Origin of the sequence: Bacillus ectoiniformans, assembly GCF_016908875.1 — a bacterium.
Classification (GTDB): Bacteria; Bacillota; Bacilli; order Bacillales; family Domibacillaceae; genus Bacillus_BX; species Bacillus_BX ectoiniformans.
Window position 1 is genome coordinate 1 of the sequence record NZ_JAFBES010000016.1, and the last position, 26,369, is coordinate 26,369.

Below are 26,369 nucleotides of genomic sequence, written 5' to 3' on the forward strand. Positions count from 1 at the left end.
CTTAACCAAACGAAGGCAGTCTTCGGACTGCCCGAACGCAACAAACGATTACTTGGCTGCAAGGTTACTTAAGATATTATCTAGTTTTGAAAGAATAACTTCTTTCCTTATATAGTTTGGTGGCGATAGCGAAGAGGTCACACCCGTTCCCATCCCGAACACGGCAGTTAAGCTCTTCAGCGCCGATGGTAGTTGGGGGTTTCCCCCTGTGAGAGTAGGACGCCGCCAAGCAACAACGAAGAACAGTTGAGAAACTGTTCTTTTTTTTGTGTGCTGTTATAAGTTTTACAATAAAAGGGCTGTTTAATGATCAGTTTTTGAATATCGTTGCACTTAAAAAGTCAATTGCTACTATCAGTAAAAAACAGATGTAAGTATTGAAATTTTCCATACTTTTTTAAAAACAAAAAAGAACAGTTAAGAAACTGCTCTTTTTTTCGTTTTTTAAGAGAACTCGTACTTGGGATTTTCAACTACCCTGCACATTTTTGATGAGGGCTGTTGATTGAATTCAACAGAGTTTTAGAGCCCATTGTTCCGTGTATTCGAATTAGCATTAAATCAGTGTTGAAATATAGTCATTATTCCAGCCTACATTGATATATGGATCTTTTCACTTTAACGCTTTACCGTGCTGGGGGTCTGACCCCAAAAATGTTTGACCCTCCAAAATGTTTGTGGTCCCTTCAAATAGAGAATAAATATAAAAAGATACATATTTAAGGAGGTTGTTGGGTTTTGCTGGATAATGGAATTATGGTTACGTTAATTATTTTGGTTATTAATATAATTTATGTATCGTTTTTTACGATTCGGATGATTTTAACGTTGAAGGGGTATCGTTATATTGCTGCTTTCGTCAGTACGGTTGAAATTGTGATTTATGTAGTAGGTCTAGGGCTCGTACTTGATAATTTAAATGAAATACAGAATTTAATTGCTTATGCGCTTGGTTACGGTCTTGGGGTCATTGCAGGGATGAAATTAGAGGAGAAACTGGCGCTAGGGTACATCACAGTGAATGTGATTACAAAAGAGTACGATAAAGATCTTCCGAAACAATTAAGAGCAGAAGGCTACGGAGTTACCAATTGGGCTGCAAATGGATTGGAAGGAGACCGAATGGCGCTGCAAATCTTGACTCCGCGGAAATATGAGTTAAAGTTATATAATAAAATTAAAGAACTTGATCCAAAAGCATTTATTATCGCTTACGAACCTAAAACGATTCACGGAGGGTTCTGGGTGAAATCTGTGAAAAAAGGGAAGCTGTCACAATGAGTAAAAAGAAGAAATTCCGATTGGAAGAAAACGAAACGATCGATCAATGTCTTAAAAGAATGGCGAATGAGGGATATACTCCAGTGAGAAGAATGGAGCAGCCTGTCTTTAAAGAAGAAGTGATCGCTGGGGAAAAAAAGCTTGTTCCCTGTGGAAGAGAAATTATATTTGAAGGAAAACCTGTTGGTTAAAAGACGAACGTTATTATTTAATTTATGTTTATTGTTCGAATTTCATTGACAATCTGCTTTTTTGCTTGTTAATATGAAGAGGACAAATACGATACCTCATATAATAGCGGGGATATGGCCTGCGAGTTTCTACCCGATCACCGTAAAGGATTGGACTATGGGGAAAGCATAAATTATCTGGATGACTTTGTCATCGTTTATTTAAAAGGCTATTTACTGCCCGGATGAGCTGCTTTCTCTAAATGAGAGCGCCATTCGGGCATTTTTTATTGGGAGAACGATTCAGGAGGTTATGAAATGACACTTGAAGTTGGCATTATTATGGGAAGTGCTTCTGATTGGGAAACAATGAAACATGGATGCGATATCTTGGATGAACTTGAAATTCCCTACGAAAAGAAAGTAGTTTCTGCTCACCGGACGCCAGACTTAATGTTCGAATACGCAGAAGAGGCTAGAGAACGAGGAATTAAGGTGATTATTGCAGGAGCAGGAGGCGCTGCGCATTTACCAGGTATGGTAGCGGCTAAGACTACTTTACCTGTCATTGGCGTTCCTGTTCAGTCAAAAGCGTTAAATGGACTTGATTCTTTGCTTTCAATTGTGCAAATGCCTGGAGGAGTGCCAGTAGCAACCGTAGCAATTGGAAAAGCTGGTGCTACAAATGCAGGGCTTTTGGCAGCTCAGATTCTTTCCATTCAAGATCAAGAGATTACTCAGAGACTTCAGCAACGCAGAGAAAATTTAGAAGCAGCTGTTTTAGAAAGTAGTGATCAACTTGTCTAATTCATTCATTAAACCGGGACAAACGATAGGAATCATAGGCGGTGGACAGTTAGGACGGATGATGGCACTTGCAGCGAAGGAAGCGGGATTTAAAATTGCTGTTCTTGAACCGGGAGATGATTCGCCATGCGGGCAGGTGGCAGATATCGAAATTAAAGCATCTTATGACGATCAAGCAGCCTTAAATCAATTAGCCGAAGTTAGCGATGTCATTACGTATGAGTTTGAAAATATTGATTATGAAGGCTTGAAACAGCTTAGTGAGAGGGCGTTTCTTCCACAAGGAGCTGAACTGATCCGAATCACTCAAAACCGAGTGCTTGAAAAAGAAACAATTGTTCAAGCCGGTGTGCCTGTCGCTCCATATGCGGTGATCAACGAAGTGAAAGACATTTATGATAATATAGAAAGGCTCGGCTATCCAGCCGTTTTAAAGACAGCTCGCGGCGGTTATGACGGAAAAGGCCAATTTGTTATTAAAGATGTATCTGAAGTGGAAGAAGCTAGTTCTCTTTTAGAACGCGGTGAATGTGTTCTTGAAAAATGGATTGATTTTGATAAAGAAATCTCAGTCATTATTACAAGAAATATGAATGGAGAAATTAGTTTCTTTCCAGTCGGAGAAAATATACATAGAGATAATATTCTCCATGAAACGATCGTACCTGCAAGAATTTCAAATAAGGTGAAGATAGGAGCAGGAGAGGCTGCGGGAAAAATTGCAGAGGCTCTGTCTTTAGTTGGAACACTGGCAGTTGAAATGTTTATAGGTGTCGATGGAGAAATTTACATTAACGAATTGGCGCCAAGACCGCACAACTCGGGTCACTATACGATTGAAGCATGCAGTATTTCGCAATTTGGCCAGCACATTCGAGCGATTTGCAATTGGCCGTTAAAACGAGTGGATTTACTGAAACCAGCAGTAATGGTCAACATACTGGGTGAGCATCAAGAAGGTGTGATAAACAGCCTTTCTGAACATCCTGAATGGTCGGTTCACTTGTATGGCAAAGCTGATCCTAAGGAGAAACGAAAGATGGGTCATATAACGATATTGGCAGATGATACGGATGCTGTTCTCGAGGAGATAGAACAAACGGGAATCTGGGGCTGAGCAGGAGAATGAAATGGAGGAAACGATAAATGATCGAACGTTACACACGCCCGGAAATGGGAGCGATTTGGACAGAGGAAAACCGATTCAAGGCTTGGCTTGAGGTAGAAATCTTAGCTTGTGAGGCTTGGGCAGAGCTTGGAGACATTCCGAAAGAAGATGTACAAAAAATCCGTGAAAACGCAAGCTTTGATGTCAACCGCATTAAGGAAATTGAAGAAGAAACACGTCACGATGTAGTAGCATTCACTCGTGCAGTATCGGAAACACTTGGTGAAGAGCGTAAATGGGTACATTATGGCTTAACTTCTACAGACGTTGTTGATACAGCCGCTTCTTACTTATTAAAACAAGCCAATGAAATCTTGCTTAAGGACTTGGAGAACTTTATTGAGATCCTAGGAAATAAAGCGAAGGAACATAAACACACTGTCATGATGGGACGTACTCATGGTGTGCATGCAGAACCAACAACGTTCGGTTTGAAACTTGCCCTTTGGTATGAAGAAATGAAGCGTAACCTGGATCGCTTCAAGGATGCAGCTGAAGGCGTGGAATATGGAAAGATGTCCGGAGCTGTCGGAACGTATGCGAATATCAATCCGTTTGTTGAAGCGTATGTGTGTGAAAAGCTTGGTACAAAACCAGCACCGATTTCTACGCAAACATTACAGCGTGACCGCCACGCCCACTATATGAGCACAATCGCTTTAATTGCTACATCCATTGAAAAATTCGCTGTTGAAATTCGTGGACTTCAAAAAAGTGAGACGCGTGAAGTAGAAGAGTTTTTCGCAAAAGGACAAAAAGGATCTTCAGCAATGCCTCATAAGCGCAATCCGATTGGATCAGAGAACATGACGGGTCTTGCACGCGTGATTCGCGGACATATGCTGACGGCTTTTGAAAATGTGCCGCTTTGGCATGAGCGTGATATCTCACATTCATCAGCAGAACGTATCATCCTTCCAGATGCGACGATCGCGTTAAACTATATGTTGAACCGCTTCGGTAACATCGTGAAGAATTTAACCGTGTTCCCAGAGAATATGAAGCGCAATATGGACGCTACATTAGGATTAATTTATTCACAGCGTGTCCTTCTAGCTTTGATTGATAAAGGCATGGCTCGTGAAGAAGCGTATGACACAGTTCAGCCGAAAGCGATGGAAGCTTGGGAGAAAGGCATCCATTTCCGCGAACTTGTGGAAGCGGAGGAGAAGATCACCGCGAAGCTGACAAAAGAAGAAATCGCTGATTGCTTCGATTACAACTACCACTTGAAGCATGTGGATACAATTTTCACCCGTCTTGGACTTGATAACTAAATAAAAAGAGAAGGTGGCCGGAACATGCGGCACCTTCTTTACTAAATAGAGACTGAATATTTTTACTATTTATGAGGAGGAATTACAAATGAAGAAGGGCTCCATGCTTTATGAAGGGAAAGCTAAACGTATTTATGCGACTGGCCAAAAAGAGATCGTCTGGATTGAATATAAAGATTCAGCTACCGCCTTTAACGGGGAAAAGAAAGCGGAGATTACAGGCAAAGGCAGATTAAACAACCAAATTAGCAGCCTCATCTTTTTAAAGCTAAAAGAGCTCGGCATTCCTTCTCATTTTATTGAACAGCTGTCAGATCATGAGCAGCTCGTCAAACATGTACAAATCATTCCGATTGAAGTGGTTGTCCGCAATACAGCGGCAGGAAGTCTGGCTAAGCGGCTTGGATTAGAAGAAGGAATGGAGTTTTCACAGCCGATCGTTGAATTTTATTTGAAAAATGATGAGCTCGGCGATCCGCTTTTAACCGAGGATCATATTCAGCTGTTATCTATTGCTTCTACAGAAGAAGTGAAAATGATGAAAGAGCAGGCTTTAAAAATCAATGAAGTGCTTCTTTCTAAGTTCGATGACATGAATATTAAGCTGATTGACTTTAAAGTGGAATTCGGAAAAGACAGCGAGGGAAATATTATGCTCGCCGATGAAATATCTCCAGATACGTGCCGCTTTTGGGAGAAGGGAACGAACCGTAAATTAGATAAAGATGTGTTTAGACGCGATTTAGGTAACTTAGTAGATGCATATACAGAAATTTTCGAGAGACTAGGAGGAAATTCAACATGTACAAAGTAAAGGTGTATGTCACGTTAAGAGAAAGTGTATTAGATCCACAAGGCAAGGCTGTTCAACAATCATTGACGAGTCTTGGTTACCAGGGTGTAGAAGAAGTTCGTATCGGTAAATACATGGAATTAACGATTGACGATTCATGTTCCGATGTTGAAGGCACAGTGAAGGAAGTATGTGAGAAGCTTCTGTCCAATCCAGTGATTGAAGATTATCGTTATGAAATCGAGGAGTGTGTTAGCCAGTGAAATTTGCGGTGATCGTGTTCCCAGGCTCCAACTGTGATGTAGATATGTTCCACGCGGTAAAGGATGAACTAGGTGAAAATGTAGACTATGTTTGGCATGATGCTGATGATCTGAGTGAATATGACGGTATTTTACTGCCGGGCGGATTTTCTTATGGCGACTACCTCCGTTCAGGAGCGATCGCTCATAATTCAACCGTTATGAATGAAGTGAAAAAAGCGGCTGAAGCAGGAAAGCCTATTCTAGGTGTATGCAACGGATTCCAAATTCTGCTCGAATCAGGACTGCTTCCCGGTGCGATGCTGAGAAATAAAAACTTGAAGTTCATCTGTAAGCCATCCGTACTTCAAGTTGAAAACAATGAAACGATGTTTACTTCTTTATATGAACAGGGAGAAAAAGTGACGGTACCTGTGGCACATGGGGAAGGAAATTATTATTGTGACGAAGAGACACTTAAACAATTAAAAGAAAACAATCAAATTGTATTTACATATTCAGATAACTTAAATGGAAGTCTGTCAGATATCGCTGGGATTACGAATAAAGAAGGCAATGTACTTGGCATGATGCCTCATCCTGAACGCGCGGTGGACGAACTATTAGGCAGCGCCGACGGTCTAAAATTATTTCAATCTATTGTGAAACATTGGAGGGAATCTCATGTCGTTAATGCTTGAGCCGAATGCAGCACAAATTAAAGAGGAAAAAATCTACCGTGAAATGGGTTTATCTGACGAGGAATTTGCCAAAGCGGAATCAATCGTAGGCCGTGAACTGAACTATACAGAAACCGGATTGTTTTCAGTTATGTGGTCTGAGCATTGCAGCTATAAAAATTCAAAGCCAGTTCTCAGCAAGTTTCCGACTTCTGGAGAAAAGGTTTTGCAGGGTCCAGGGGAAGGAGCTGGAATTGTTGATATCGGTGACAATCAAGCGGTTGTATTTAAAATAGAAAGCCACAACCATCCATCTGCCATTGAACCTTATCAAGGAGCGGCTACTGGCGTTGGCGGAATTATTCGTGATGTATTCTCGATGGGGGCGCGTCCGATTGCTCTATTAAACTCTCTTCGTTTTGGCGAACTTCAAACGAGCCGCGTGAAGTATTTATTTGAAGAAGTGGTAGCAGGGATTGCTGGATACGGAAACTGTATCGGGATTCCAACTGTTGGCGGAGAGATTCAATTTGATGCATCTTATGAAGGAAATCCGCTCGTGAACGCGATGTGTGTCGGATTAATTGATCATAAAGATATTAAAAAAGGCCAAGCAAAAGGTGTCGGCAATACAGTGATGTACGTCGGTGCGAAAACTGGACGCGACGGTATTCATGGTGCGACCTTTGCTTCCGAAGAGTTAAGTGAGCAGTCAGAAGAGAAGCGTCCTGCCGTCCAAGTAGGCGATCCATTCATGGAAAAGCTATTGCTGGAAGCTTGCCTAGAACTTATTCATAATGATGCGCTTGTCGGCATTCAGGATATGGGAGCAGCGGGACTAACTAGTTCATCTGCGGAAATGGCTAGTAAAGCAGGTTCAGGCATTGAGATGAACTTGGATTTAGTGCCTCAGCGTGAAACGGGTATGACGCCATATGAAATGATGCTGTCTGAATCACAGGAGCGGATGTTAATCGTAGTTGAAAAGGGCCGTGAAAAAGAAATTGAAGTTCTTTTTGAAAAATATGGACTTGAAGCAGCATCCATTGGCCGTGTAACGGACGACCATATGCTTCGTTTAATGCATAAAGGTGAAGTGGTGGCAGAAGTGCCCGTTGATGCTTTAGCGGAAGATGCGCCAGTCTATCACAAGCCATCTGCTGAACCGGCTTATTATCGAGAGTTTCAATCGATGGATCAAAGCGTACCGGTAGTTAGTGATTTGAAAGAAACATGGATTCAGCTGCTGTCACAGCCAACCATTGCCAGCAAGGAATGGGTATATGAGCAATATGATTATCAAGTACGGACTAGTACAGTCGTGATGCCTGGTTCGGATGCTGCGGTTGTTCGTGTTCGCGGGACAAACAAAGCACTAGCGATGACAACGGACTGCAATTCTAGATACATTTATCTTGATCCGGAAACAGGCGGTAAAATTGCTGTCGCTGAAGCGGCCCGCAATATTGTTTGTTCAGGAGCAGAACCTCTTGCGATCACGGATTGCTTAAACTTCGGAAATCCTGAAAAGCCGGAAATTTTCTGGCAACTGCAAAAAGCGACGGATGGCATGAGTGATGCTTGTCGCACACTTAATACGCCGGTTATTGGCGGGAACGTATCCCTTTATAATGAAACTAACGGAACGGCTGTTTACCCAACGCCAGTTGTTGGCATGGTTGGATTGGTACACGATCTTGCACATGTCACAACGCAAAGCTTTAAACAAGCGGGAGACGCCATTTATCTAATTGGTGAAGCGGAAGCAGAGTTTGGAGGCAGCGAGCTTCAAAAATTGCAAAATGAAGGCAACATTTTCGGGAAAGCGCCAAAGCTTGATTTGTCAGTGGAAGAGAAAAGACAAACCGGTTTACTTAAAGCCATTCAAGCCGGAACCGTTCAATCAGCACATGATATCTCAGAAGGCGGATTTGCCGTCGCGCTTGCAGAGAAAGCTTTCCGTACAGGGCTGGGTGCAGAAGTCGTGATTAAGGGTGATGAGGTGTCTGAACTATTCAGTGAAACGCAATCTCGTTTTATCGTGACTGTGTCTAAAGAAGCTCAGAGTAAATTTGAAGGCTTGATTCCTGAGGCGGTGCAAATCGGTGAAGTGACAGGAGGAGCCAATCTAGTTATTAAGAAAGATGACAAGATATTAATTCAGGCACAAGTTCAAGAACTTGAAGATGCTTGGAGAGGAGCTATTCCATGCTTGCTGAAGTCAGAGGCTTAAATGAAGAGTGCGGAGTGTTTGGTGTCTGGGGCCACCCGGATGCTTCACAAATAACATATTACGGTCTTCAAAGCTTGCAGCACCGCGGTCAAGAAGGTGCAGGGATCGTCGTAAGTGATGGCGAGAAATTGCAAGGGTTTAAAGGTGAAGGTCTCGTTACGGAACTTTTTAATGAAGACATTATCCATGATTTAAAAGGTGCGGGAGCCATTGGTCATGTGCGTTATACGACAGCGGGAGGCGGCGGATATGAAAATGTCCAGCCTCTATTGTTTCATTCTCAAACGGGCAGCTTAGCTCTTGCTCATAACGGAAACTTGGTTAATGCGACGGCGTTAAAAAATCAGCTAGAAGCACAGGGAAGTATTTTTCAAACGACTTCTGATACTGAAGTACTGGCGCATTTAATTCGCCGAGGCGGCTATGGTACGGTAAAAGACCGATTTAAAAACGCTCTGCCTATGTTAAAAGGAGCCTACGCATTTCTTGTTATGACTGAAACGGAATTAATGATTGCGTTAGACCCTAATGGACTGCGGCCTTTATCAATCGGACAGCTTGGCGATGCGTATTGTGTGGCATCTGAAACGTGTGCATTTGATATTGTGGGAGCAGAGTTCGTCCGTGATGTGAAGCCAGGTGAATTGATTGTCATTGATCATAATGGATTGCGTTCTGAAGAGTTTTCTATTTCAACGAATCCATCCATTTGTACGATGGAATATGTCTATTTTTCTCGTCCTGACAGTGACATCCAAGGGATTAATGTTCACAGTGCGAGAAAGCGTCTGGGCATTCGCTTGGCTCAAGAAGCGAAAATCGAAGCGGACGTCGTAACAGGTGTGCCGGATTCCAGTATTTCAGCGGCGATTGGGTATGCGGAAGAGTCAGGAATTCCTTATGAAATGGGCTTAATTAAAAACCGTTATGTCGGCCGGACGTTTATTCAGCCTTCGCAGGAATTGCGGGAACAAGGCGTGAAAATGAAATTGTCACCTGTTCGGGGCGTGGTTGAGGGGAAACGGGTCGTCATGGTCGATGATTCGATTGTTCGCGGTACAACGAGCCGGCGTATAGTGAAAATGCTAAAAGAGGCAGGGGCGAAAGAAGTCCATGTGTGCATCAGTTCACCCCCGATTAAAAACCCTTGTTTTTACGGAATCGATACGTCTACTCAAGGAGAATTAATTGCAGCGACACATTCGATTGAAGAACTGCGGGAAGCAATTGGAGCGGATTCTCTTACCTTTTTAAGTGTGGATGGGATGGTCGAAGGAATCGGACGAGAATCGACGAATGGGAAGTGCAGTCAATGTCTGGCGTGCTTTACAGGAAACTATCCGACCGATATCTATCCTGATACAAAACATCCGTATGATAAAGAAGTAAACTGCTAGATTTATTTTGACAGCGAATGATAAGTATTTCTAAGGGGGAGCAAACATATGGCAAAGGCGTACGAAGCAGCAGGAGTCAATATTGAGGCCGGCTATGAAGCGGTAGAACGGATGAAAAAGCACGTGGAGCGTACGAATCGCTTAGGAGTGATGGGGGCGCTTGGCAGCTTCGGCGGCATGTTTGATCTGTCTGCTTTAAAAGTACAGGAGCCGGTTCTTGTGTCAGGAACAGATGGAGTCGGGACAAAGCTAAAGCTTGCTTTTATGATGGATCGTCATGATACGATTGGGATTGATTGTGTGGCTATGTGTGTCAACGATGTCATCGTCCAAGGAGCGGAACCGCTATTTTTCCTTGATTACATTGCTTGCGGCCAAGCAGTGCCGGAGAAAATCGAGCAGATCGTTAAAGGAGTCGCAGACGGCTGTGAACAAGCGGGTTGCGCATTAGTTGGCGGGGAAACAGCTGAAATGCCTGGGATGTACAGTGCGGACGAGTACGATATTGCCGGATTTACTGTTGGTGTGGCTGAAAAACAAAAGCTGATAAAGATTGAAAACGTTAAAGAAGGCGATGTAGTCATTGGTTTGCCTTCAAGCGGATTACACAGCAATGGATTTTCCCTTGTCAGAAAAATATTTTTCGAAGATCATAAACTAAGCCCTGCAGATCAAGTTGATGGGTTAACCGGTTCTTTAGGAGATGTTCTCTTGACCCCAACGAAGATTTACGTGAAACCTGTTCTCGACGTGTTAAAAGAAGTTGATATTCATGGAATGGCTCACATTACAGGCGGCGGTTTCATTGAAAATATTCCAAGAGCACTTCCGGATGGACTAGGTGTTGAGATAAAAGAAGGAACCTGGGATATTCCTGCTATTTTTCATGTGCTGAAGAAGTATGGAGAACTTGAATACAAAGAAATGTATAATATTTTTAATATGGGAATTGGTTTGGTGATGATTGTTTCAGCCGATCAAGAGCAAAGAGTAAAGCAATTAGTCCACGATGCTGGGGAAGAGGCTTATACGATTGGCCGTGTGATTTCAGGCGAGGGAGTTCAGATTCAATCATGAGAAAAGGCCAGTTAACGAAAATTGCTGTGTTTGCTTCTGGGAGCGGGAGTAATTTTGAAGCGATAGCTGAACAGATCACTCAGGGAAAGATCGATGCTGAAATTGCCTTGCTCGTTTGTGACAAGCCTGATGCTTATGCTGTGAAGAGAGCGGAAAAGCATCACATTCCCGTCTTTGCTTTTCGTTCGAAGGAATATTCATCGAAGCAGGAGTTTGAACAAGTGATTGTAAAGAAACTGAAGGATGCCGAAGTGGAATTCATTTTTCTTGCAGGGTATATGCGTTTAATAGGAGAAACTCTTCTAGAAGCCTATCCTGAAAAAATTGTGAACATCCATCCATCACTGCTGCCTGCTTTTCCAGGAAAAGATGCGATTGGACAGGCGATTAATTACAAGGTGAAGATCACAGGTGTAACTGTTCATTATGTAGATGCAGGCATGGATACGGGTCCGATTATTGAACAGGAAAGCGTAAGGGTATCAAATGATGAAAGCCGTGAGACGCTGCAGGCAAAGATACAAAGGGTAGAGCATGAGCTGTATCCTAAAGTAGTGAAGCAACTGGTAGCTAAGACAGTCAAGGAGGAAGAAATTGATGAAAAAGCGCGCGTTAATTAGTGTATCGAATAAAGAGGGCATTGTTGAATTTGCCAAAGAATTAGCTGGCTTAGACGTTGAAATTATTTCTACAGGCGGCACGAAGAAGTTGCTTGAAGAAGCCGGCGTGCCTGTCATGAGTGTAAGTGAAGTTACAGGTTTTCCTGAGATCTTAGACGGACGCGTAAAAACATTGAATCCATTGATTCACGGCGGATTGCTTGCGAGAAGAGATCAAGAAGATCACCTTAAGCAAATGGAAGAACAAAACATCGTTCCGATTGATTTCGTTTGTGTCAACTTGTATCCATTCCAAGAAACGATCGCAAAGCCGAATGTGACTGTGGAAGACGCGATTGAAAATATTGATATCGGCGGACCGACAATGCTTCGTGCTTCAGCGAAAAACCATGAGTTTGTCACTGTCATTGTCGATCAAGCAGATTACGAAACGGTGGTAGCAGAGTTAAAGCGAGATGGACAGACGACGAAAGAAACAAGAAGAAAGCTGGCTGCTAAAGTATTCCGTCACACAGCTGCATACGACTCGATGATCGCTAAATATATGACAGAACTAACAGGTGAAGAACAGCCTGAGAAAGTTACATTTACATATGAATTAAAACAATCTCTTCGCTATGGAGAGAACCCTCATCAGAAAGCTGCTTTTTATGATGAGCCGCTTGGGTCTGATTTCTCCATTGCACGTTCGAAGCAATTACACGGGAAAGAATTATCATACAATAATATTCGCGATGCGGATGCGGCTTTGCAAATCGTAAAGGAATTCAGTGAGCCGGCAGCTGTGGCTATTAAACATATGAACCCTTGCGGAGTTGGAACGGGAGAAACCATTTTAGAAGCCTATGAGCGCGCGTATTTAGCAGATTCAACCTCTATTTTTGGCGGTATTGTTGCGTTGAACCGTCCCGTAGATAAAGATCTTGCAGAAAAGCTTCACGAGATTTTTCTAGAGATTGTCATCGCACCAGAATTTACAGAAGCAGCGCTAGAGGTCTTAACGTCTAAGAAAAACCTTCGATTGCTGACAGTGGACTTTGAAGGGGCGAAATCAAAAGAAAAAGTCTTGACGTCGGTGGAAGGCGGTTTGCTTCTTCAAGACCTCGACAGCTATTCTTTAGAAAACGCGGATGTTCGCACAGTGACGAAACGCGAGCCGACAGAAGAAGAATGGGCATCGATGAAATTGGGCTGGAAAGTCGTCAAACATGTGAAGTCGAATGCGATTGTGATTACAAACAATGACATGACTGTGGGTGTTGGCGCCGGACAAATGAACCGTGTTGGAGCGGCGAAAATCGCCTTAGAACAAGCAGGTGAAAAAGCACAGGGAGCTGCTCTTGCATCCGATGCCTTCTTCCCAATGGATGACACAGTGGAAGCGGCGGCAAAAGCAGGAATTACAGCGATCATTCAACCTGGTGGGTCCATTCGTGACGAAGACTCCATTAAGAAAGCAGACGAATACGGAATCGCTATGGTGGTAACGGGCGTTAGACATTTCAAACACTAAAATGAGGTGACGTAATGAAGGTGCTTGTAGTTGGACGGGGCGGAAGAGAGCATGCCATTTGCAAGAAATTAGCGGAAAGTCCATTAGTAAAAGGTTTGTATTGTGCGCCAGGGAATGCCGGCATCTCTCAAGATGCTGAACTTGTGGCCATCGATGAAATGGACTTTGATGGGCTAACAAGCTTTGCTTTAAAACAAGGAATCGATTTAACAGTGGTTGGTCCAGAAAATCCTTTGTCTGAGGGGATTGTCGATCATTTTCAAGAACAGGGTTTAAAAGTATATGGCCCAAATAAAGCTGCGGCAATTCTTGAAGGCAGCAAATCATTTTCGAAAATGATGATGGAGAAATATCAGATTCCAACGGCTCGCTATCAGGCATTTGAATCCTATGAAGACGCGAAAGCTTATATTGAAGAGCAGGGCGCACCGATCGTGTTGAAAGCAGATGGACTAGCCGCAGGAAAGGGCGTTACTGTTGCGATGACGATGGAAGAAGCGCTCTCTTCATTAGAGGATATGATGCTTGACAAAAAATTTGGCGAAGCATCTTCTAAAGTAGTGGTCGAAGAGTTTTTAGAGGGTGAAGAATATTCACTTATGGCGTTTGTGAATGGGGAGAATGTCTATCCAATGGAAGCTGCTCAGGATCACAAGCGGGCGTTTGACGGCGATGAAGGACCGAATACAGGCGGAATGGGGGCGTACTCCCCGATCCCCCATATATCTCAAGAGGTAATTGATCAGTCGGTTCGGGAGATTTTGCAGCCCATCGCTAAAGGCATGTGTGAAGAAGGCCGCCCATTTACCGGTATCATCTTTGCGGGCTTAATGCTGACAAAAGCAGGGCCAAAAACGATTGAATTTAATGCTCGTTTTGGTGACCCTGAAACACAAGTGGTCTTGCCTCGTTTAAAGACAGACTTAGCACAAGTCCTGTTGGATGTATTAAAAGGTGAAGACCCGCAGCTTGAATGGAAAGATGAATCCATTCTGGGTGTGGTGCTGGCAGCCAAAGGCTACCCTGAAACGTATGAGAAGGGTCATGCTATAAACGGGTTGGATCAAGCTGAGCAAACATCCGTGTTGCATGCAGGCACTTATCTGAATGAAGAACAAATTCTGTGTGCAAATGGCGGAAGGGTCTTATTGATAAACGGCAAGGGAGATTCCATTCAAGAAGCGCAAGCAGCAGCTTACGATCAAATGAAGGCGGTTGATACTGAGCACTTCTTTTATCGAAAAGATATCGGCAGCCGAGCTATTGCGCGCGCCTTCTCTTCGAACGCTTGACGTAGACAAATAATAAAGCAACGATACTTCCGATTAAAGCAATCAGCACGAATGACATATCTGTTACGTATTCCATAAACATACGTATCACTCCTTTCACATGCTGTTTCGTCCTTGCAACTGGTTCTGTATGAGTCCAGTAGGAGGGCGAAACAGCTTTTTTAAAACAGATCTTGTAAGCCTTTTCACATATTGTTCATATTTAATTCTTCTCTTTAGTGCGGTAAATTGTAAAATATGTTAATATAGTGAGTAATTTAGAAAAATACGAAAACTCCCTTTTAGGAGGAGCATATAAAATGTTAGAGCAGCGATATAGATGGAAAAACAGACAGTTAAGAAAACATGTCGCCGTTGTCAACGGAGAGGCGTCTCCTACATTAGTATTGACTAATGCACGGGTTTTACATTCCGTTTTAAAACAATGGCTGACAGCCAATATCTGGATTCATGAAGACCGCATTATTTACATAGGGGATGAACTTCCTCAGCGCTCAGGTTCATATGAAATATACAATTGCCAGGGGAAAACAATTGTCCCGGGTTATATTGAGCCTCATGTACATCCGTTTCAGCTTTATAATCCCCAGACTTTTGCTGAGTATGCGGGGAAAACGGGTACAACCACGTTTATTAACGATAACTTAATGCTGTTTTTATTGTTGGAAGAAAAGAAAGCGTTTTCTTTATTGGAAACCTTGCGTGAACTTCCGGTCAGCATGTATTGGTGGTGCCGCTTCGATCCGCAAACGGAGATGGCGAACGAAGAAGAGGTATTTTCTCATGCAGCGGTAAAATCCTGGATGGAACATGAATCAGTCATTCAAGGCGGAGAGCTTACTGGCTGGCCTAAGCTTTTGGCAGGTGACGATATGATGCTGCACTGGATTCAGGAAACGAAGCGTCTTCGGAAGAGAATTGAAGGGCATTTCCCTGGAGCCTCTGAAAATACTCTTATTAAAATGGCGCTTTTAGGTGCAGATAGTGACCATGAAGCAATGAGTGGAAAAGATATTTATAAACGTTTAATGCAGGGATATATGGTATCGCTGCGTCATTCCTCCATTCGCCCAGATTTGGAATTGCTGCTGAAGGAAATGAAGGATATGAACATTGATCAATATGACATGATGATGTTTACAACAGATGGAGCTTGTCCTTCTTTTTATGAAAATGGCATTTTAGACTGGATGATTGCCAAAGCCATTGAGTACGGTATTCCTCCGATGGATGCGTATCATATGGCAAGCTACAATGTGGCGAAATATTATCGCATGGAACACTTGCATGGAATGATTGCTCCCGGGCGAGTAGCCAATCTAAACGTTTTAGAAGATGAATGGCATCCAACTCCTGTAGCTGTACTGTCAGAAGGAAAATGGCTGAAGAGAGAAGATGGCTCGACGGGTGACTCCTTCCCTTCTATCGATTGGAAAGAATACGGGTTCGGTCCGCTCGTAATGGATTGGGAGCTGACAGAGGACGACCTGCAATTTTCGATGCCATTTGGAATAGAAATGGTGAATAACGTGATTACCAAGCCTTATTCATTAGAGAAGGATGTATCTGGTGAGGAGCTATATACTTCAGGAGATGAAAACTTCTTGGTCATGCTTGACCGGCAAGGGAAATGGCGAGTCAATACAACGATTAAAGGATTCGCGACGGATGTGCAGGGGTTTGCTTCCTCCTTTTCAAGCACAGGAGATATCATTTTAATCGGGAAATGCAAACGGGAGATGGAAAGAGCCTTCAACCGCATGAAAGAAATAGGCGGAGGCATGGTTTTATCCGAAAACGAGGAAATCATTCATGAAATACCTTTGTGTTTATCTGGAATGATGTCAGATAAACCGGTAGAAAATCTCATAGACGAAGAGATAAAGTTAAAAAGCTTGCTGACAGAACGAGGGTATGACTTTGAAGATCCTATCTACACATTGCTGTTTTTATCATCTACTCATTTACCATACATAAGAATTACATCATATGGAATGTATGATGTAATGAAGAAAACGGTACTTTTTCCAACGATAATGCGTTAAAATGGTAAAGTGGTTTAAATTGTGAATGGGAGTTTAGTGGTTATGAAAAAATTGGGGATGTTGCTGCTGTTGACGAGTACAGCAGTGCTTAGCGGCTGCTGGGGAGAAAAACAGATCGAGCAGCAAAAAGAAGAGGAGCTGACGGTAACGGCTAAAGAGAAGAAATCTGAGTATATCTACCCTTTAACGGGAGAAACATCAGATTCAGCGCCACAGCATCGTGCCGCAGCGATTGTGATTAACAACCACCCAAAAGCTCGTCCGCAAACGGGATTAGCCGATGCGGATCTCGTGTATGAAGTATTAGCCGAAGGAAATGTAACCAGGTTTCTAGCTTTTTATCAAAGTGAACAGCCTGAAATAGCAGGACCTGTCCGCAGTGCAAGAGACTATTTTATTGAATTGGCAAAAGGCTACGAGAGCTTGTTCATTGCACACGGATACAGTCCCGAAGCCAGAGACATGTTATTTAACGGAGATATTGATCAAGTCAATGGGATACAGAATGATGGAACGATATTTAAAAGAGATCCGTCTCGTGTGGCGCCTCATAATTCCTATGCAGAGTTAGAAGGCATCTACGAGAAAGCGGATGAAAGCGGCTTTGAGCTGAATGTGCCGCCTGACTCGCTTAGCTTCTTAACCAAATCGGAAGTGAAAGAATTAACAGGTCAGGCAGCAGATCGTGTTCAAGTGAATTATTCTGAACAGGCCGCTTTTCAAGTGGAATATCAATTTAACAGTAAAAGCGGAAGCTATGAACGCTATGCAGGCGGTCAGAAAGCTATGGACCGGGAAACTGGAGAAGCCATTCAGGCAAAAAATATTTTAATCATCGAAGCTGATCATCGAGTCATTGATGCAGAAGGCAGACTCGACATTGATTTAACTTCTGGGGGAGACGCGTATTTTTTGCAGGATGGATGGGTTCAATCAGTGGAATGGTCGAATGTCAGAGGCCGAATCCTTCCGTTTAAAGAGGAGAATTCCTTAGGGTTTATACCAGGAAAAACATGGATCAATATTATTCCAGCTTCTAAAGGGCTGACGAAAATGGTGAATCTAGAAAATAATTAATAAAGGGGTGGGAAGCCATGCAAATTGAAAAATTGCGCGGAAAAGAGCTGGATCAGCTGTTTAAAGCTGTTTTGTCACTCCGGGATTTAGATGAATGCTACCGGTTTTTTGACGATCTTTGCACCGTTAATGAAATTCAATCTCTCGCTCAGAGACTAGAGGTTGCCAGAATGCTTCAAGAAGGCAAAACCTATCATAAGATAGAAACAGAGACAGGTGCCTCAACGGCAACAATTTCCCGGGTGAAGCGATGCTTAAACTATGGAAATGATGCTTATAAAGAAGTGCTTGACCGAGTAAAAGAAGAGGAAAAATAAAATAAGGGTCTGGTCCTAAACGGCAAACATACCGGGGATCAGGCCTTTTGTTTTGTTTAGGAAAGTAAAAATCGATAAAAATATGTTTCTAATATTGCGCTTGTATATTTGTTCTTTTTCAAAATGTTTTAGCAGCGTTTAAGTAATGATATAATTATGATTTGATGGAAAAAAGATTGGAGGAAATTGAATGTATGATGTGCGCGAGTGGCGTCATGTGTTTAAGTTAGATCCTAATAAAGAGATAGATGACAGGAAGCTTGAGATAATATGTGAGTCAGGAACGGATGCTGTTATTATTGGCGGAAGTGACGGGGTAACGCTTGAAAATGTATTGGATTTAATGGCTCGCGTACGCCGTTACACGGTTCCTTGTGTACTTGAAATATCAACAATTGAATCGATCACACCGGGGTTCGATTTATATTTTATTCCGATGGTGTTAAATAGCCAAAATACGGACTGGGTGACAGGACTGCATCACCAGGCAGTGAAAGAATATGGAGAGTTAATGGATTGGGATGAAATACTAGTAGAAGGCTACTGCATTGCTAACCCGGACTGCAAGGCAGCTCAGGTGACAGAAGCCAAAGCAGATTTAAGCCATGAGGATATTTCGGCTTACGCGATGATGGCAGAAAAAATGTTCCGCTTGCCGATTTTTTATTTAGAGTACAGCGGGGTATTTGGAGACATGGAAGCACTTAAAGCAGCGAAGCAGTCGCTTGAACAAGCGACCTTGATTTATGGTGGCGGTATTGAATCAGCTGAACAGGCGAAAGAAGCGGCTCAATATGCTGATGTGATCGTCGTTGGGAACTTTATTTATGACAATGTAGAAGAAGCAATTAAAACCGTCCAAGCGGTAAAAGTATAGTATAATAAGAACAAATGTTCTGATAGGTGGTGGATAGAAAGTGCAATTCCTAACTGAAAAGCTATTAAATGGACTGAATCCAGAACAGCAGGAAGCAGTCAAAACGACAGAAGGACCCTTGCTCATTATGGCGGGAGCGGGTTCAGGAAAGACGAGAGTGTTAACTCACCGAATTGCTTACTTAATGGTCGAGAAGGGGATTAACCCTTATAACATCTTGGCCATCACGTTTACGAATAAAGCGGCGCGCGAAATGAAAGAACGGATCAGCAAAGTGATTGGCGGGGCATCCGAGGATGTATGGATTTCCACGTTTCACTCCATGTGTGTGAGAATTTTGCGCAGAGATATTGACCGTATTGGATTTAACCGAAACTTCACTATTTTAGATACAACCGATCAGCAATCAGTTGTGAAAAGCATCTTGAAAGAAAAAAATCTGGACCCAAAAAAGTTTGATCCCAGAACCATTCTAGGCGCCATTAGCTCAGCGAAGAACGAATTGATTGATCCGGAAACATTTTCGAAGCGGCAAGGCGGCTACATGGATCAAGTGGTCAGTGAAGTGTACACAGATTATCAAAAACGATTGCGTAAGAACCAAGCGCTGGATTTTGATGACTTGATCATGATTACGATTCAGCTGTTTCAGCGTGTACCGGAAGTGCTTGAATTTTATCAGCGGAAATTTCAGTATATACACGTCGATGAGTATCAGGACACTAACAAAGCACAGTATATGCTAGTTAAACTGCTGGCAAGCCGTTTTCAGAATTTATGTGTCGTCGGGGATTCTGATCAGTCGATTTATCGCTGGCGTGGAGCGGATATTGCCAACATTCTTTCGTTCGAGAAGGATTATCCGCAGGCTCAATCCATTTTCCTTGAGCAGAATTATCGTTCCACGAAGCGGATTTTGCAGGCAGCGAATGAAGTCATTAAAAATAATTCAAACCGTAAGCCGAAAAAACTTTGGACGGATAACGCGGATGGGAAGAATATTACGTATTACCGCGCAGACAACCAGCAGACAGAAGCCCAGTTTGTCGCAGGGAAAATTAAAGAAATGGCCGACAGCGGTAAAAGAAAGCTGTCTGAAATGGCCATTTTGTATAGAACCAACGCCCAATCCCGGGTAATTGAGGAAGTTCTGCTCAAGTCTAATTTAGATTATAAAATTGTCGGCGGCATCAAGTTCTATGACAGGAAAGAGATTAAGGACTTGCTGGCCTACCTTCGTTTAATAGCGAATCCAGATGATGACATCAGTTTACAGCGCGTGATTAACGTACCAAAACGAGGGTTGGGCTCTACTTCGCTTGATAAAATTGCCCGCTATGCAGCTGATAACGACTTGTCTATGTATCAGGCGATTGCGGAAGCAGATTTCATGGGACTGAGCGGCAAGGCAGCGAAAACGGCCGTTGATTTCCGTCAGTTAATTCAGGGGTATACACAGCAGCAAGAGTATTTATCCGTATCTGAACTGGTAGAGGAAGTGTTGGATCGTTCCGGCTACCGAGACATGCTGAAAGCGGAGAAAACGATTGAATCGCAAAGCCGCTTAGAGAATATAGAAGAGTTTTTATCTGTTACGAAAAGCTTTGAAGAAAACAGTGAAGATAAAAGCCTGATTGCCTTCTTAACTGATCTAGCGCTAGTCGCTGACATTGACCAGCTCGGAAAAGAAGAGGAAGTACAGGATGCGATTGTCTTAATGACACTCCACTCTGCAAAAGGTCTTGAGTTTCCGGTCGTATTCTTAATGGGACTTGAAGAAGGTGTATTTCCACACAGCCGTTCGCTTATGGAAGAAGAGGAAATGGAAGAAGAGAGACGTCTCATGTACGTGGGTGTCACTCGAGCGGAATCGGAATTATATTTAACAAATGCGCAAATGCGCACACTATATGGACGAACGAATATGAACCCTGTTTCTCGTTTTATCAGTGAGATTCCTGAAGAATTAATTGATGAAAAAGCGGCAGGACAGAAAGTGAATACACCATTTGGATTGAAGTCACGTCCGGCAGCGCCGCAGCGTCCTGTCACTAGGCCGTCTGTGAATACCGCAAGTACACAGGCAGATTGGAAAGTGGGCGACAAAGCAAGCCATAAAAAGTGGGGAACAGGCACGGTTGTAAGTGTCAAAGGGCAGGGAGACAGCGTAGAACTTGATATCGCCTTTCCGAGTCCGACAGGCATTAAACGCCTTCTTGCTAAATTTGCCCCGATTGAAAAAGCTTAGGAGAAAGGGCGGTCAACATGGACTCTCAAGCAGCAGAACAAAGAGTACTGGAGCTGCATAACTTACTGAACCAATATAATTATGAGTATTATGTGCTGGATCAGCCATCTGTTCCCGATGCAGAATACGATCAGCTTTTGCAGGAGCTAAACAAACTTGAAGAACAATTTCCATCACTTCAATCACCAGATTCTCCTACTCAGCGCGTTGGCGGTGAAGTACTGGATTCCTTTAAGAAAGTGACGCATGACCAGCCGATGCTTAGCCTTGGCAATGCCTTTAACGAAGGAGATTTAAGAGATTTTGACCGCCGCGTGAAACAAACGCTTGATGAAGACAGCTATGTGTATGTCTGTGAATTGAAGATTGATGGACTAGCTGTTTCTTTAAAATATGAGAATGGGTTGTTTATTCAAGGAGCTACTCGAGGTGATGGCAGTGTGGGAGAAGATATCACCGCCAACTTAAAAACGATTCGTTCGATCCCATTAAAGATGAATCAACCATTTTCGATAGAAGTTCGCGGGGAAGCCTTTATGCCGAAGCAATCATTCGTCTCATTAAATGCCATCCGTGATGAAAAAGGAGAAGAGCCGTTTGCCAATCCCCGGAATGCAGCGGCAGGTTCTCTCCGGCAGCTTGATCCGCGAATCGCTGCGTCACGTCAGCTGGATATCTTTCTGTATGGAGTAGCGAACCCTGGAGAAACAGGTGTTACTTCACATAGTGCAGGGCTAGATCTTTTGGACGAGCTCGGTTTTAAAACGAACAAAGAAAGAAAAGTCTGTTCGACGATTGAGGATGTGATCCAGTTTATAGAAGGCTGGGCGGATAAACGTCCGGACTTGCCATATGAGATTGACGGTATTGTGGTGAAAGTGGATTCATTGGAACAGCAGAGAGAACTAGGTACGACTGCGAAAAGTCCTCGCTGGGCGATTGCCTACAAATTCCCAGCTGAAGAGGTGGTCACGCAGCTGATTGATGTGACATTGAATGTGGGCCGAACAGGTGTGGTGACACCTACGGCCATTCTTCAGCCTGTGCGTGTGGCTGGTACCACTGTTCAAAGAGCGACTCTTCATAATGAGGATCTGATTCGAGAAAAAGACATTCGAATTGGGGATTATGTGGTCGTAAAGAAAGCCGGAGATATTATTCCTGAAGTGGTTAACGTCATAACAGACCGCAGAACAGGTGATGAGCAAGAGTTTTTGATGCCTACGCATTGTCCAGAGTGCGAGAGTGAGCTGGTTCGCCTTGAAGGCGAAGTCGCTCTTCGCTGCATCAATCCTAAATGCCCTGCTCAAATTCGAGAAGGGATGATCCACTTTGTGTCCCGAAATGCCATGAATATTGATGGGTTAGGGGAGAAAGTCATTGCTCAGCTTTATCGCGAACAGTTAATTCATGATGTGGCAGATCTATATACGCTGACAAAAGAGCAGTTAATTGGCCTTGAGCGCATGGGAGAGAAATCAGCAGATAAATTACTTGCAGCGATCGAAGCATCCAAGAGTAATTCTCTTGAGAAGCTGTTATTTGGTCTTGGTATTCGCCATGTAGGAGCCAAAGCCGCTAAAACTTTTGCCCAGCATTTTGAGACGATGGATGCGTTAGCGAAGGCTGATATAGTACAGTTGACGGCTATTCATGAGATCGGTGACAAAATGGCGGAAGCAGTTGTGGCTTATTTTGCCCAGCCTGAAGCGCAGGAACTTATGGAAGAGCTTCGGTCTGCGGGTGTGAACATGACATATAAAGGACCGAAGCTAGTATCTGTCGCAGAATCGGACTCATTTTTTGCTGGGAAAACAATTGTACTAACGGGAAAACTGCATCAATTAACTAGAAACGAAGCAAAAGATCGTATTGAAGCACTTGGAGGTAAAGTGTCAGGCAGTGTAAGCAAGAAAACCGACCTTGTGGTAGCTGGTGAAGATGCCGGTTCGAAATTAGATAAAGCAAATGAATTAAATGTTGAGGTATGGGACGAGCAAAGGCTATTGGATGAACTTAATAAGTAAGAGGTGGCTTTTTTGAAGAAAAAGTGGATGACGGCTGCAGCAGCTGCCCTAATTTTATTAGGCGGCTGCTCACCAAATATCGAAAAAAAAGAACAAGTGATTCAAAAAGACGGCAACAAAGAAAAAGCAATTATTCCCAACCATCAAATTTCTGATGATTACTATCGCAGCATTATTCCATTTAAGCCTGGAAAAGCAAGAGGCATGGTTGTATCTAATTTAAATACTCGCTATGATATTATCGAATTTGAAACTGGGCTGATGAGAATTGCTCAAAATCAATTTAATCCAAACAAATACCTCTTTCAAGAGGGACAATACCTAGAGAAAGAGACAGTAGAGCGCTGGCTTAATCGCAAATTTACTGACGAACAGGCTAAAGAAAAGAAGCTTAAACCTGATGAGAATGCAGGATTAAATCCAATCGATCCCGGCAAGGGTTCTATTGAACAGCGCAATGAACGAAGCCCTGTCTATCTCTCACATATTATGGAACATGATTATTTAGTGAAAACGGAAGATAATTCTTTGAAGCTTGGAGGGGCAGTCATCGGCCTTGCGCTTAATTCGGTGCACTATTACCAAAAAGAACAATACGGTGCGGTTTATGATTATAAAATCCCCCCTGAAGAGATGGAGCGAGAAGGAAAAAAAATTGCTGAAGAAGTCGCCAAAAGAGTCCGAAATCATAAAGACTTAAAGGATGTTCCTGTCACTATTGCCTTGTTTAAGCAAGAAGCAAAAAATTCAGTTGTTCCAGGCAATTTTATTGCTTATACCCACTTAGATGCGGGAAAAGGATCCATCGGCAGCTGGGAAAAGGTAGAGGAGCAATACTATATGTTTCCTTCCCCGAAAGCAGAAAAGGATCATAGAGATGACACGACGTATTTCTTAAACTTTAAACAAGACGTAGAAAAGTATTTTCAAAACTACAATGGTGTAGTTGGAACTGCCCTATACAACGGAGAGCAGCTGGTAGATTTGAAAGTAGAAATTCCTATTCAATTCTATGGAAAAGCAGAAGCTATTGGCTTCACTCAGTTTGTGACAGGGTTAGTTATGGATCATTTTCCTGCCTATGTACCTATTGAAGTAAGTATTACCTCATCAAGCGGTCCTGAAGCGCTTATTGTCAAAAAAGCGGATGAAGAGCCTTATGTACACATTTTTAAGTAAAAGATTAGAACGGGATCTTCTCCCGTTCTTTTTCGTATGTCTTTTCACAAAACCTTAATAAAAAACGAGTGTATTTTTTACAGATAATTCTATATAATTGAAACATATACATAATTTAGATAAATGGAAGTTTGAGTAATACATAGATTAGAAGAATAAATACATCCTCGAGTTTACACACAAACATATCTTCTTGAGCTGTTTTAATAAGAAAGCGGCCTCCAACCGACTATTCAGTCATCATTTCTTTTTTTAAATCGTTTTGTAACCGGTACCAACATCATCTATAAAACTCTGTAAACCGTTATTGGACAAGGGGTTTTAGACTTTTTTCGAATTTTGTCGAATGAAAATTTAAAATTGTTTGAAAAAAAGGTTCACTTTTAAAAAACTCTGTTATATAATACAAATAACAGCAGATAACTGTAATATAACAAAGAGGTGATTTAGCCAATGGCCACTCAAACAGCTGGCATCAAAGTAACAGGTCCAATGCGGCCGGGTTTTGAAGAAATTCTTACACCGGATGCACTACAGTTCATTGAACAGCTAGAAAGACGTTTTGGAGATGAGCGTATTAAGCTTCTTGAAAAACGCAAAGAAAGACAAAAAGAGTTTGACCAAGGCAAAGTACCAGGTTTCCTTAAAGAAACTGAACATATTCGCAACACTGAGTGGGAAATTTCCCCGCTGCCAAAGGCTTTGCAGGATCGCCGAGTAGAAATTACAGGCCCTGTAGACCGCAAAATGGTGATTAACGCACTAAACTCAGGTGCTAAGTGTTATATGGCGTGCTTTGAAGATGCAACTTCTCCAACGTGGGAAAACATCATCGAAGGCCAAATCAATATGAGGGATGCGATTAATCGCACAATCAGCTTCCAAAATCCAAATGGCAAAACATATGAGCTGAAGGAAGAAACAGCTGTACCAATCGTTCGTCCTCGCGGCTGGCATTTGGAAGAAAAACATGTAGAAGTAGATGGAAAGCCTATTTCAGGAAGCTTGCTAGACTTCGGTTTATTCTTCTTCCATAATGCGGTTCGCCAAGTTCAAAACGAAAGTGGCCCATACTTTTACTTGCCTAAATTAGAAAGCCATCTCGAAGCGAGACTCTGGAATGACGTATTCCTTTTCGCTCAAAAATATATCGGTATTCCAAGAGGAACGATCAAAGCAACGGTATTAATTGAAACCATTGTTGCTGCATTCGAAATGGATGAAATTCTATATGAACTTCGCGAACATTCCGCTGGATTAAACTGCGGACGCTGGGATTACATATTCAGCTATATTAAGAAGTTCAGAAATCAAGAGAATGTCATTTTACCAGATCGCGCACAAGTAACAATGACTGTGCCTTTCATGAGATCTTATTCACTATTAACCATCAAAACTTGTCATCGCCGCAAAGCGCCGGCAATTGGCGGAATGGCAGCTCAAATTCCAGTCAAAAATGATGAGGAAAAAAATCAAGAAGCATATGCGAAGGTAAAGGCTGATAAAGAAAGAGAAGCTAAAGACGGCCATGACGGTACTTGGGTGGCACATCCAGCATTAGTGCCAGTGGCTATGGAAGCGTTTAATGCCGAAATGAAAGAGCCAAATCAAATCGAATCGAAGAAACGTGAAGATGTTCAAGTTTCTGAACAGGATCTCATTGATGTTCCTGGCGGGGAGATTACAGAGCAGGGTGTTCGCCTCAATATTAATGTGGGGATTCAATATATCGCTTCTTGGTTAAGCGGACGAGGAGCTGCGCCTCTTCATAACTTAATGGAAGATGCAGCAACAGCGGAAATTTCACGTGCGCAATTATGGCAGTGGATCCGTCATCCAAAAGGTGTGCTCGAAGACGGACGCAACCTGACAATGGAGCTGTACCAAGAATTGAAAACAGAAGAGCTTCAGAAGTTAAAGCAGGAAGTAGGCGGAGAAGTATTTAAGTCTAACCGTTTTGAAGAAGCTGCTGATTTGTTTAATAAGCTGATTGTTGAAGATGAATTTGAAGAGTTTTTAACTTTACCAGGTTACAAAATTCTTTAATAA

General features: G+C 42.7%; 23 protein-coding genes, 1 rRNA gene and 1 riboswitch. Of the genes, 23 read left to right on the top strand and 1 reads right to left on the bottom strand.

Annotated elements, in window-relative coordinates:
- Nucleotides 1-115 precede the first annotated feature (115 nt).
- The 15 genes from rrf (at nucleotide 116) to purD (ending at nucleotide 14,550) form a co-directional block, all read left to right on the top strand.
- A 5S ribosomal RNA gene (gene rrf / locus JOC78_RS15335) occupies nucleotides 116-231 on the top strand.
- A gap of 525 nt (nucleotides 232-756) precedes the next feature.
- The gene (locus JOC78_RS15340; protein WP_204557703.1) at nucleotides 757-1,281 is read left to right on the top strand and encodes a DUF2179 domain-containing protein; all 525 of its coding nucleotides are present in this window, start codon (nucleotides 757-759) and stop codon (nucleotides 1,279-1,281) included.
- Complete coding sequence (locus tag JOC78_RS15345; RefSeq protein WP_204557541.1) at nucleotides 1,278-1,472, top strand: NETI motif-containing protein; 195 nt, start codon at nucleotides 1,278-1,280, stop codon at nucleotides 1,470-1,472. The genes JOC78_RS15340 and JOC78_RS15345 overlap by 4 nt, the downstream gene beginning before the upstream one ends.
- A 76-nt stretch (nucleotides 1,473-1,548) precedes the next feature.
- A riboswitch (purine riboswitch) is annotated at nucleotides 1,549-1,650 on the top strand.
- Nucleotides 1,651-1,769: 119 nt separating this feature from the next.
- Nucleotides 1,770-2,258, top strand: coding sequence for a 5-(carboxyamino)imidazole ribonucleotide mutase (gene purE, locus JOC78_RS15350; protein WP_204557544.1), 489 nt, complete (start codon nucleotides 1,770-1,772; stop codon nucleotides 2,256-2,258).
- Nucleotides 2,251-3,375: a 5-(carboxyamino)imidazole ribonucleotide synthase gene (gene purK, locus JOC78_RS15355; protein ID WP_204557545.1), complete on the top strand. Its 1,125-nt coding sequence runs from the start codon at nucleotides 2,251-2,253 to the stop codon at nucleotides 3,373-3,375. Before purE ends, purK begins: the two co-directional genes overlap by 8 nt.
- A 29-nt stretch (nucleotides 3,376-3,404) precedes the next feature.
- Entirely contained in the window at nucleotides 3,405-4,703 is a 1,299-nt protein-coding gene (gene purB, locus JOC78_RS15360) for an adenylosuccinate lyase (RefSeq protein ID WP_204557547.1), read from the top strand.
- Nucleotides 4,704-4,791: 88 nt separating this feature from the next.
- The gene (gene purC / locus JOC78_RS15365; RefSeq protein WP_204557549.1) at nucleotides 4,792-5,517 is read left to right on the top strand and encodes a phosphoribosylaminoimidazolesuccinocarboxamide synthase; all 726 of its coding nucleotides are present in this window, start codon (nucleotides 4,792-4,794) and stop codon (nucleotides 5,515-5,517) included.
- The gene (gene purS / locus JOC78_RS15370; RefSeq protein WP_204557565.1) at nucleotides 5,505-5,759 is read left to right on the top strand and encodes a phosphoribosylformylglycinamidine synthase subunit PurS; all 255 of its coding nucleotides are present in this window, start codon (nucleotides 5,505-5,507) and stop codon (nucleotides 5,757-5,759) included. The genes purC and purS overlap by 13 nt, the downstream gene beginning before the upstream one ends.
- Nucleotides 5,756-6,439, top strand: a complete 684-nt coding sequence (gene purQ / locus JOC78_RS15375; RefSeq protein WP_204557568.1) for a phosphoribosylformylglycinamidine synthase subunit PurQ — start codon at nucleotides 5,756-5,758, stop codon at nucleotides 6,437-6,439. Before purS ends, purQ begins: the two co-directional genes overlap by 4 nt.
- Nucleotides 6,423-8,651 (top strand): phosphoribosylformylglycinamidine synthase subunit PurL, encoded by a 2,229-nt coding sequence (purL, locus tag JOC78_RS15380; protein WP_204557582.1) that lies wholly within the window; start codon nucleotides 6,423-6,425, stop codon nucleotides 8,649-8,651. Before purQ ends, purL begins: the two co-directional genes overlap by 17 nt.
- A complete protein-coding gene (gene purF, locus JOC78_RS15385; RefSeq protein WP_204557592.1) occupies nucleotides 8,627-10,048 on the top strand; it encodes an amidophosphoribosyltransferase in 1,422 nt (473 codons plus the stop codon). The genes purL and purF overlap by 25 nt, the downstream gene beginning before the upstream one ends.
- 48 nt (nucleotides 10,049-10,096) lie before the next feature.
- Nucleotides 10,097-11,125 carry a phosphoribosylformylglycinamidine cyclo-ligase gene (gene purM, locus JOC78_RS15390; RefSeq protein ID WP_204557596.1) on the top strand — a complete coding sequence of 343 codons (1,029 nt, stop codon included), beginning with the start codon at nucleotides 10,097-10,099 and terminating at the stop codon, nucleotides 11,123-11,125.
- Complete coding sequence (gene purN, locus JOC78_RS15395) at nucleotides 11,122-11,745, top strand: phosphoribosylglycinamide formyltransferase (RefSeq protein ID WP_204557598.1); 624 nt, start codon at nucleotides 11,122-11,124, stop codon at nucleotides 11,743-11,745. The genes purM and purN overlap by 4 nt, the downstream gene beginning before the upstream one ends.
- Nucleotides 11,723-13,258 carry a bifunctional phosphoribosylaminoimidazolecarboxamide formyltransferase/IMP cyclohydrolase gene (gene purH / locus JOC78_RS15400; protein WP_204557706.1) on the top strand — a complete coding sequence of 512 codons (1,536 nt, stop codon included), beginning with the start codon at nucleotides 11,723-11,725 and terminating at the stop codon, nucleotides 13,256-13,258. The genes purN and purH overlap by 23 nt, the downstream gene beginning before the upstream one ends.
- A gap of 14 nt (nucleotides 13,259-13,272) precedes the next feature.
- Complete coding sequence (purD, locus tag JOC78_RS15405; RefSeq protein WP_204557600.1) at nucleotides 13,273-14,550, top strand: phosphoribosylamine--glycine ligase; 1,278 nt, start codon at nucleotides 13,273-13,275, stop codon at nucleotides 14,548-14,550.
- Here purD and JOC78_RS17765 read toward each other — a convergent pair.
- Nucleotides 14,519-14,632 carry an EYxxD motif small membrane protein gene (locus tag JOC78_RS17765; protein WP_338023220.1) on the bottom strand — a complete coding sequence of 38 codons (114 nt, stop codon included), beginning with the start codon at nucleotides 14,630-14,632 and terminating at the stop codon, nucleotides 14,519-14,521. The two genes, purD and JOC78_RS17765, sit on opposite strands and share 32 nt — an antisense overlap.
- A gap of 217 nt (nucleotides 14,633-14,849) precedes the next feature.
- On the opposite strand from JOC78_RS17765, the gene JOC78_RS15410 reads away from it, so the two are divergent.
- The 8 genes from JOC78_RS15410 to aceB all read left to right on the top strand — a co-directional run bounded on the left by JOC78_RS15410 (nucleotide 14,850) and on the right by aceB (nucleotide 26,366).
- On the top strand, nucleotides 14,850-16,595 hold the full coding sequence (locus tag JOC78_RS15410; RefSeq protein WP_204557602.1) for an adenine deaminase C-terminal domain-containing protein: 1,746 nt from the start codon (nucleotides 14,850-14,852) through the stop codon (nucleotides 16,593-16,595).
- A 42-nt stretch (nucleotides 16,596-16,637) separates the two neighbouring features.
- Nucleotides 16,638-17,672, top strand: coding sequence for a DUF3048 domain-containing protein (locus JOC78_RS15415; protein ID WP_204557604.1), 1,035 nt, complete (start codon nucleotides 16,638-16,640; stop codon nucleotides 17,670-17,672).
- A 17-nt stretch (nucleotides 17,673-17,689) separates the two neighbouring features.
- Nucleotides 17,690-17,989 (top strand): YerC/YecD family TrpR-related protein, encoded by a 300-nt coding sequence (locus JOC78_RS15420; protein WP_204557607.1) that lies wholly within the window; start codon nucleotides 17,690-17,692, stop codon nucleotides 17,987-17,989.
- Between the two features lie 190 nt (nucleotides 17,990-18,179).
- Complete coding sequence (pcrB, locus tag JOC78_RS15425; protein ID WP_204557609.1) at nucleotides 18,180-18,866, top strand: heptaprenylglyceryl phosphate synthase; 687 nt, start codon at nucleotides 18,180-18,182, stop codon at nucleotides 18,864-18,866.
- A gap of 40 nt (nucleotides 18,867-18,906) precedes the next feature.
- Nucleotides 18,907-21,114 (top strand): DNA helicase PcrA, encoded by a 2,208-nt coding sequence (gene pcrA / locus JOC78_RS15430; protein ID WP_204557619.1) that lies wholly within the window; start codon nucleotides 18,907-18,909, stop codon nucleotides 21,112-21,114.
- A gap of 17 nt (nucleotides 21,115-21,131) precedes the next feature.
- Nucleotides 21,132-23,141, top strand: a complete 2,010-nt coding sequence (gene ligA, locus JOC78_RS15435; protein ID WP_204557621.1) for an NAD-dependent DNA ligase LigA — start codon at nucleotides 21,132-21,134, stop codon at nucleotides 23,139-23,141.
- Nucleotides 23,142-23,168: 27 nt separating this feature from the next.
- Complete coding sequence (locus JOC78_RS15440; RefSeq protein WP_204557708.1) at nucleotides 23,169-24,320, top strand: CamS family sex pheromone protein; 1,152 nt, start codon at nucleotides 23,169-23,171, stop codon at nucleotides 24,318-24,320.
- Between the two features lie 453 nt (nucleotides 24,321-24,773).
- On the top strand, nucleotides 24,774-26,366 hold the full coding sequence (gene aceB / locus JOC78_RS15445) for a malate synthase A (protein ID WP_204557629.1): 1,593 nt from the start codon (nucleotides 24,774-24,776) through the stop codon (nucleotides 26,364-26,366).
- Nucleotides 26,367-26,369: the final 3 nt, after the last annotated feature.

What these genes read in the sequence shown, in the direction of transcription:
- JOC78_RS15340 (WP_204557703.1), top strand. Translation starts at nt 757, where the DNA reads ATGGTTACGTTAATTATTTTGGTTATTAATATAATTTATGTATCGTTT.
- JOC78_RS15345 (WP_204557541.1), top strand. Translation starts at nt 1,278, where the DNA reads ATGAGTAAAAAGAAGAAATTCCGATTGGAAGAAAACGAAACGATCGAT.
- purE (WP_204557544.1), top strand. Translation starts at nt 1,770, where the DNA reads ATGACACTTGAAGTTGGCATTATTATGGGAAGTGCTTCTGATTGGGAA.
- purB (WP_204557547.1), top strand. Translation starts at nt 3,405, where the DNA reads ATGATCGAACGTTACACACGCCCGGAAATGGGAGCGATTTGGACAGAG.
- purC (WP_204557549.1), top strand. Translation starts at nt 4,792, where the DNA reads ATGAAGAAGGGCTCCATGCTTTATGAAGGGAAAGCTAAACGTATTTAT.
- purS (WP_204557565.1), top strand. Translation starts at nt 5,505, where the DNA reads ATGTACAAAGTAAAGGTGTATGTCACGTTAAGAGAAAGTGTATTAGAT.
- purL (WP_204557582.1), top strand. Translation starts at nt 6,423, where the DNA reads ATGTCGTTAATGCTTGAGCCGAATGCAGCACAAATTAAAGAGGAAAAA.
- purF (WP_204557592.1), top strand. Translation starts at nt 8,627, where the DNA reads ATGCTTGCTGAAGTCAGAGGCTTAAATGAAGAGTGCGGAGTGTTTGGT.
- purM (WP_204557596.1), top strand. Translation starts at nt 10,097, where the DNA reads ATGGCAAAGGCGTACGAAGCAGCAGGAGTCAATATTGAGGCCGGCTAT.
- purN (WP_204557598.1), top strand. Translation starts at nt 11,122, where the DNA reads ATGAGAAAAGGCCAGTTAACGAAAATTGCTGTGTTTGCTTCTGGGAGC.
- purH (WP_204557706.1), top strand. Translation starts at nt 11,723, where the DNA reads ATGAAAAAGCGCGCGTTAATTAGTGTATCGAATAAAGAGGGCATTGTT.
- purD (WP_204557600.1), top strand. Translation starts at nt 13,273, where the DNA reads ATGAAGGTGCTTGTAGTTGGACGGGGCGGAAGAGAGCATGCCATTTGC.
- JOC78_RS17765 (WP_338023220.1), bottom strand. Translation starts at nt 14,632, where the DNA reads ATGTTTATGGAATACGTAACAGATATGTCATTCGTGCTGATTGCTTTA.
- JOC78_RS15410 (WP_204557602.1), top strand. Translation starts at nt 14,850, where the DNA reads ATGTTAGAGCAGCGATATAGATGGAAAAACAGACAGTTAAGAAAACAT.
- JOC78_RS15415 (WP_204557604.1), top strand. Translation starts at nt 16,638, where the DNA reads ATGAAAAAATTGGGGATGTTGCTGCTGTTGACGAGTACAGCAGTGCTT.
- JOC78_RS15420 (WP_204557607.1), top strand. Translation starts at nt 17,690, where the DNA reads ATGCAAATTGAAAAATTGCGCGGAAAAGAGCTGGATCAGCTGTTTAAA.
- pcrB (WP_204557609.1), top strand. Translation starts at nt 18,180, where the DNA reads ATGTATGATGTGCGCGAGTGGCGTCATGTGTTTAAGTTAGATCCTAAT.
- ligA (WP_204557621.1), top strand. Translation starts at nt 21,132, where the DNA reads ATGGACTCTCAAGCAGCAGAACAAAGAGTACTGGAGCTGCATAACTTA.
- JOC78_RS15440 (WP_204557708.1), top strand. Translation starts at nt 23,169, where the DNA reads ATGACGGCTGCAGCAGCTGCCCTAATTTTATTAGGCGGCTGCTCACCA.
- aceB (WP_204557629.1), top strand. Translation starts at nt 24,774, where the DNA reads ATGGCCACTCAAACAGCTGGCATCAAAGTAACAGGTCCAATGCGGCCG.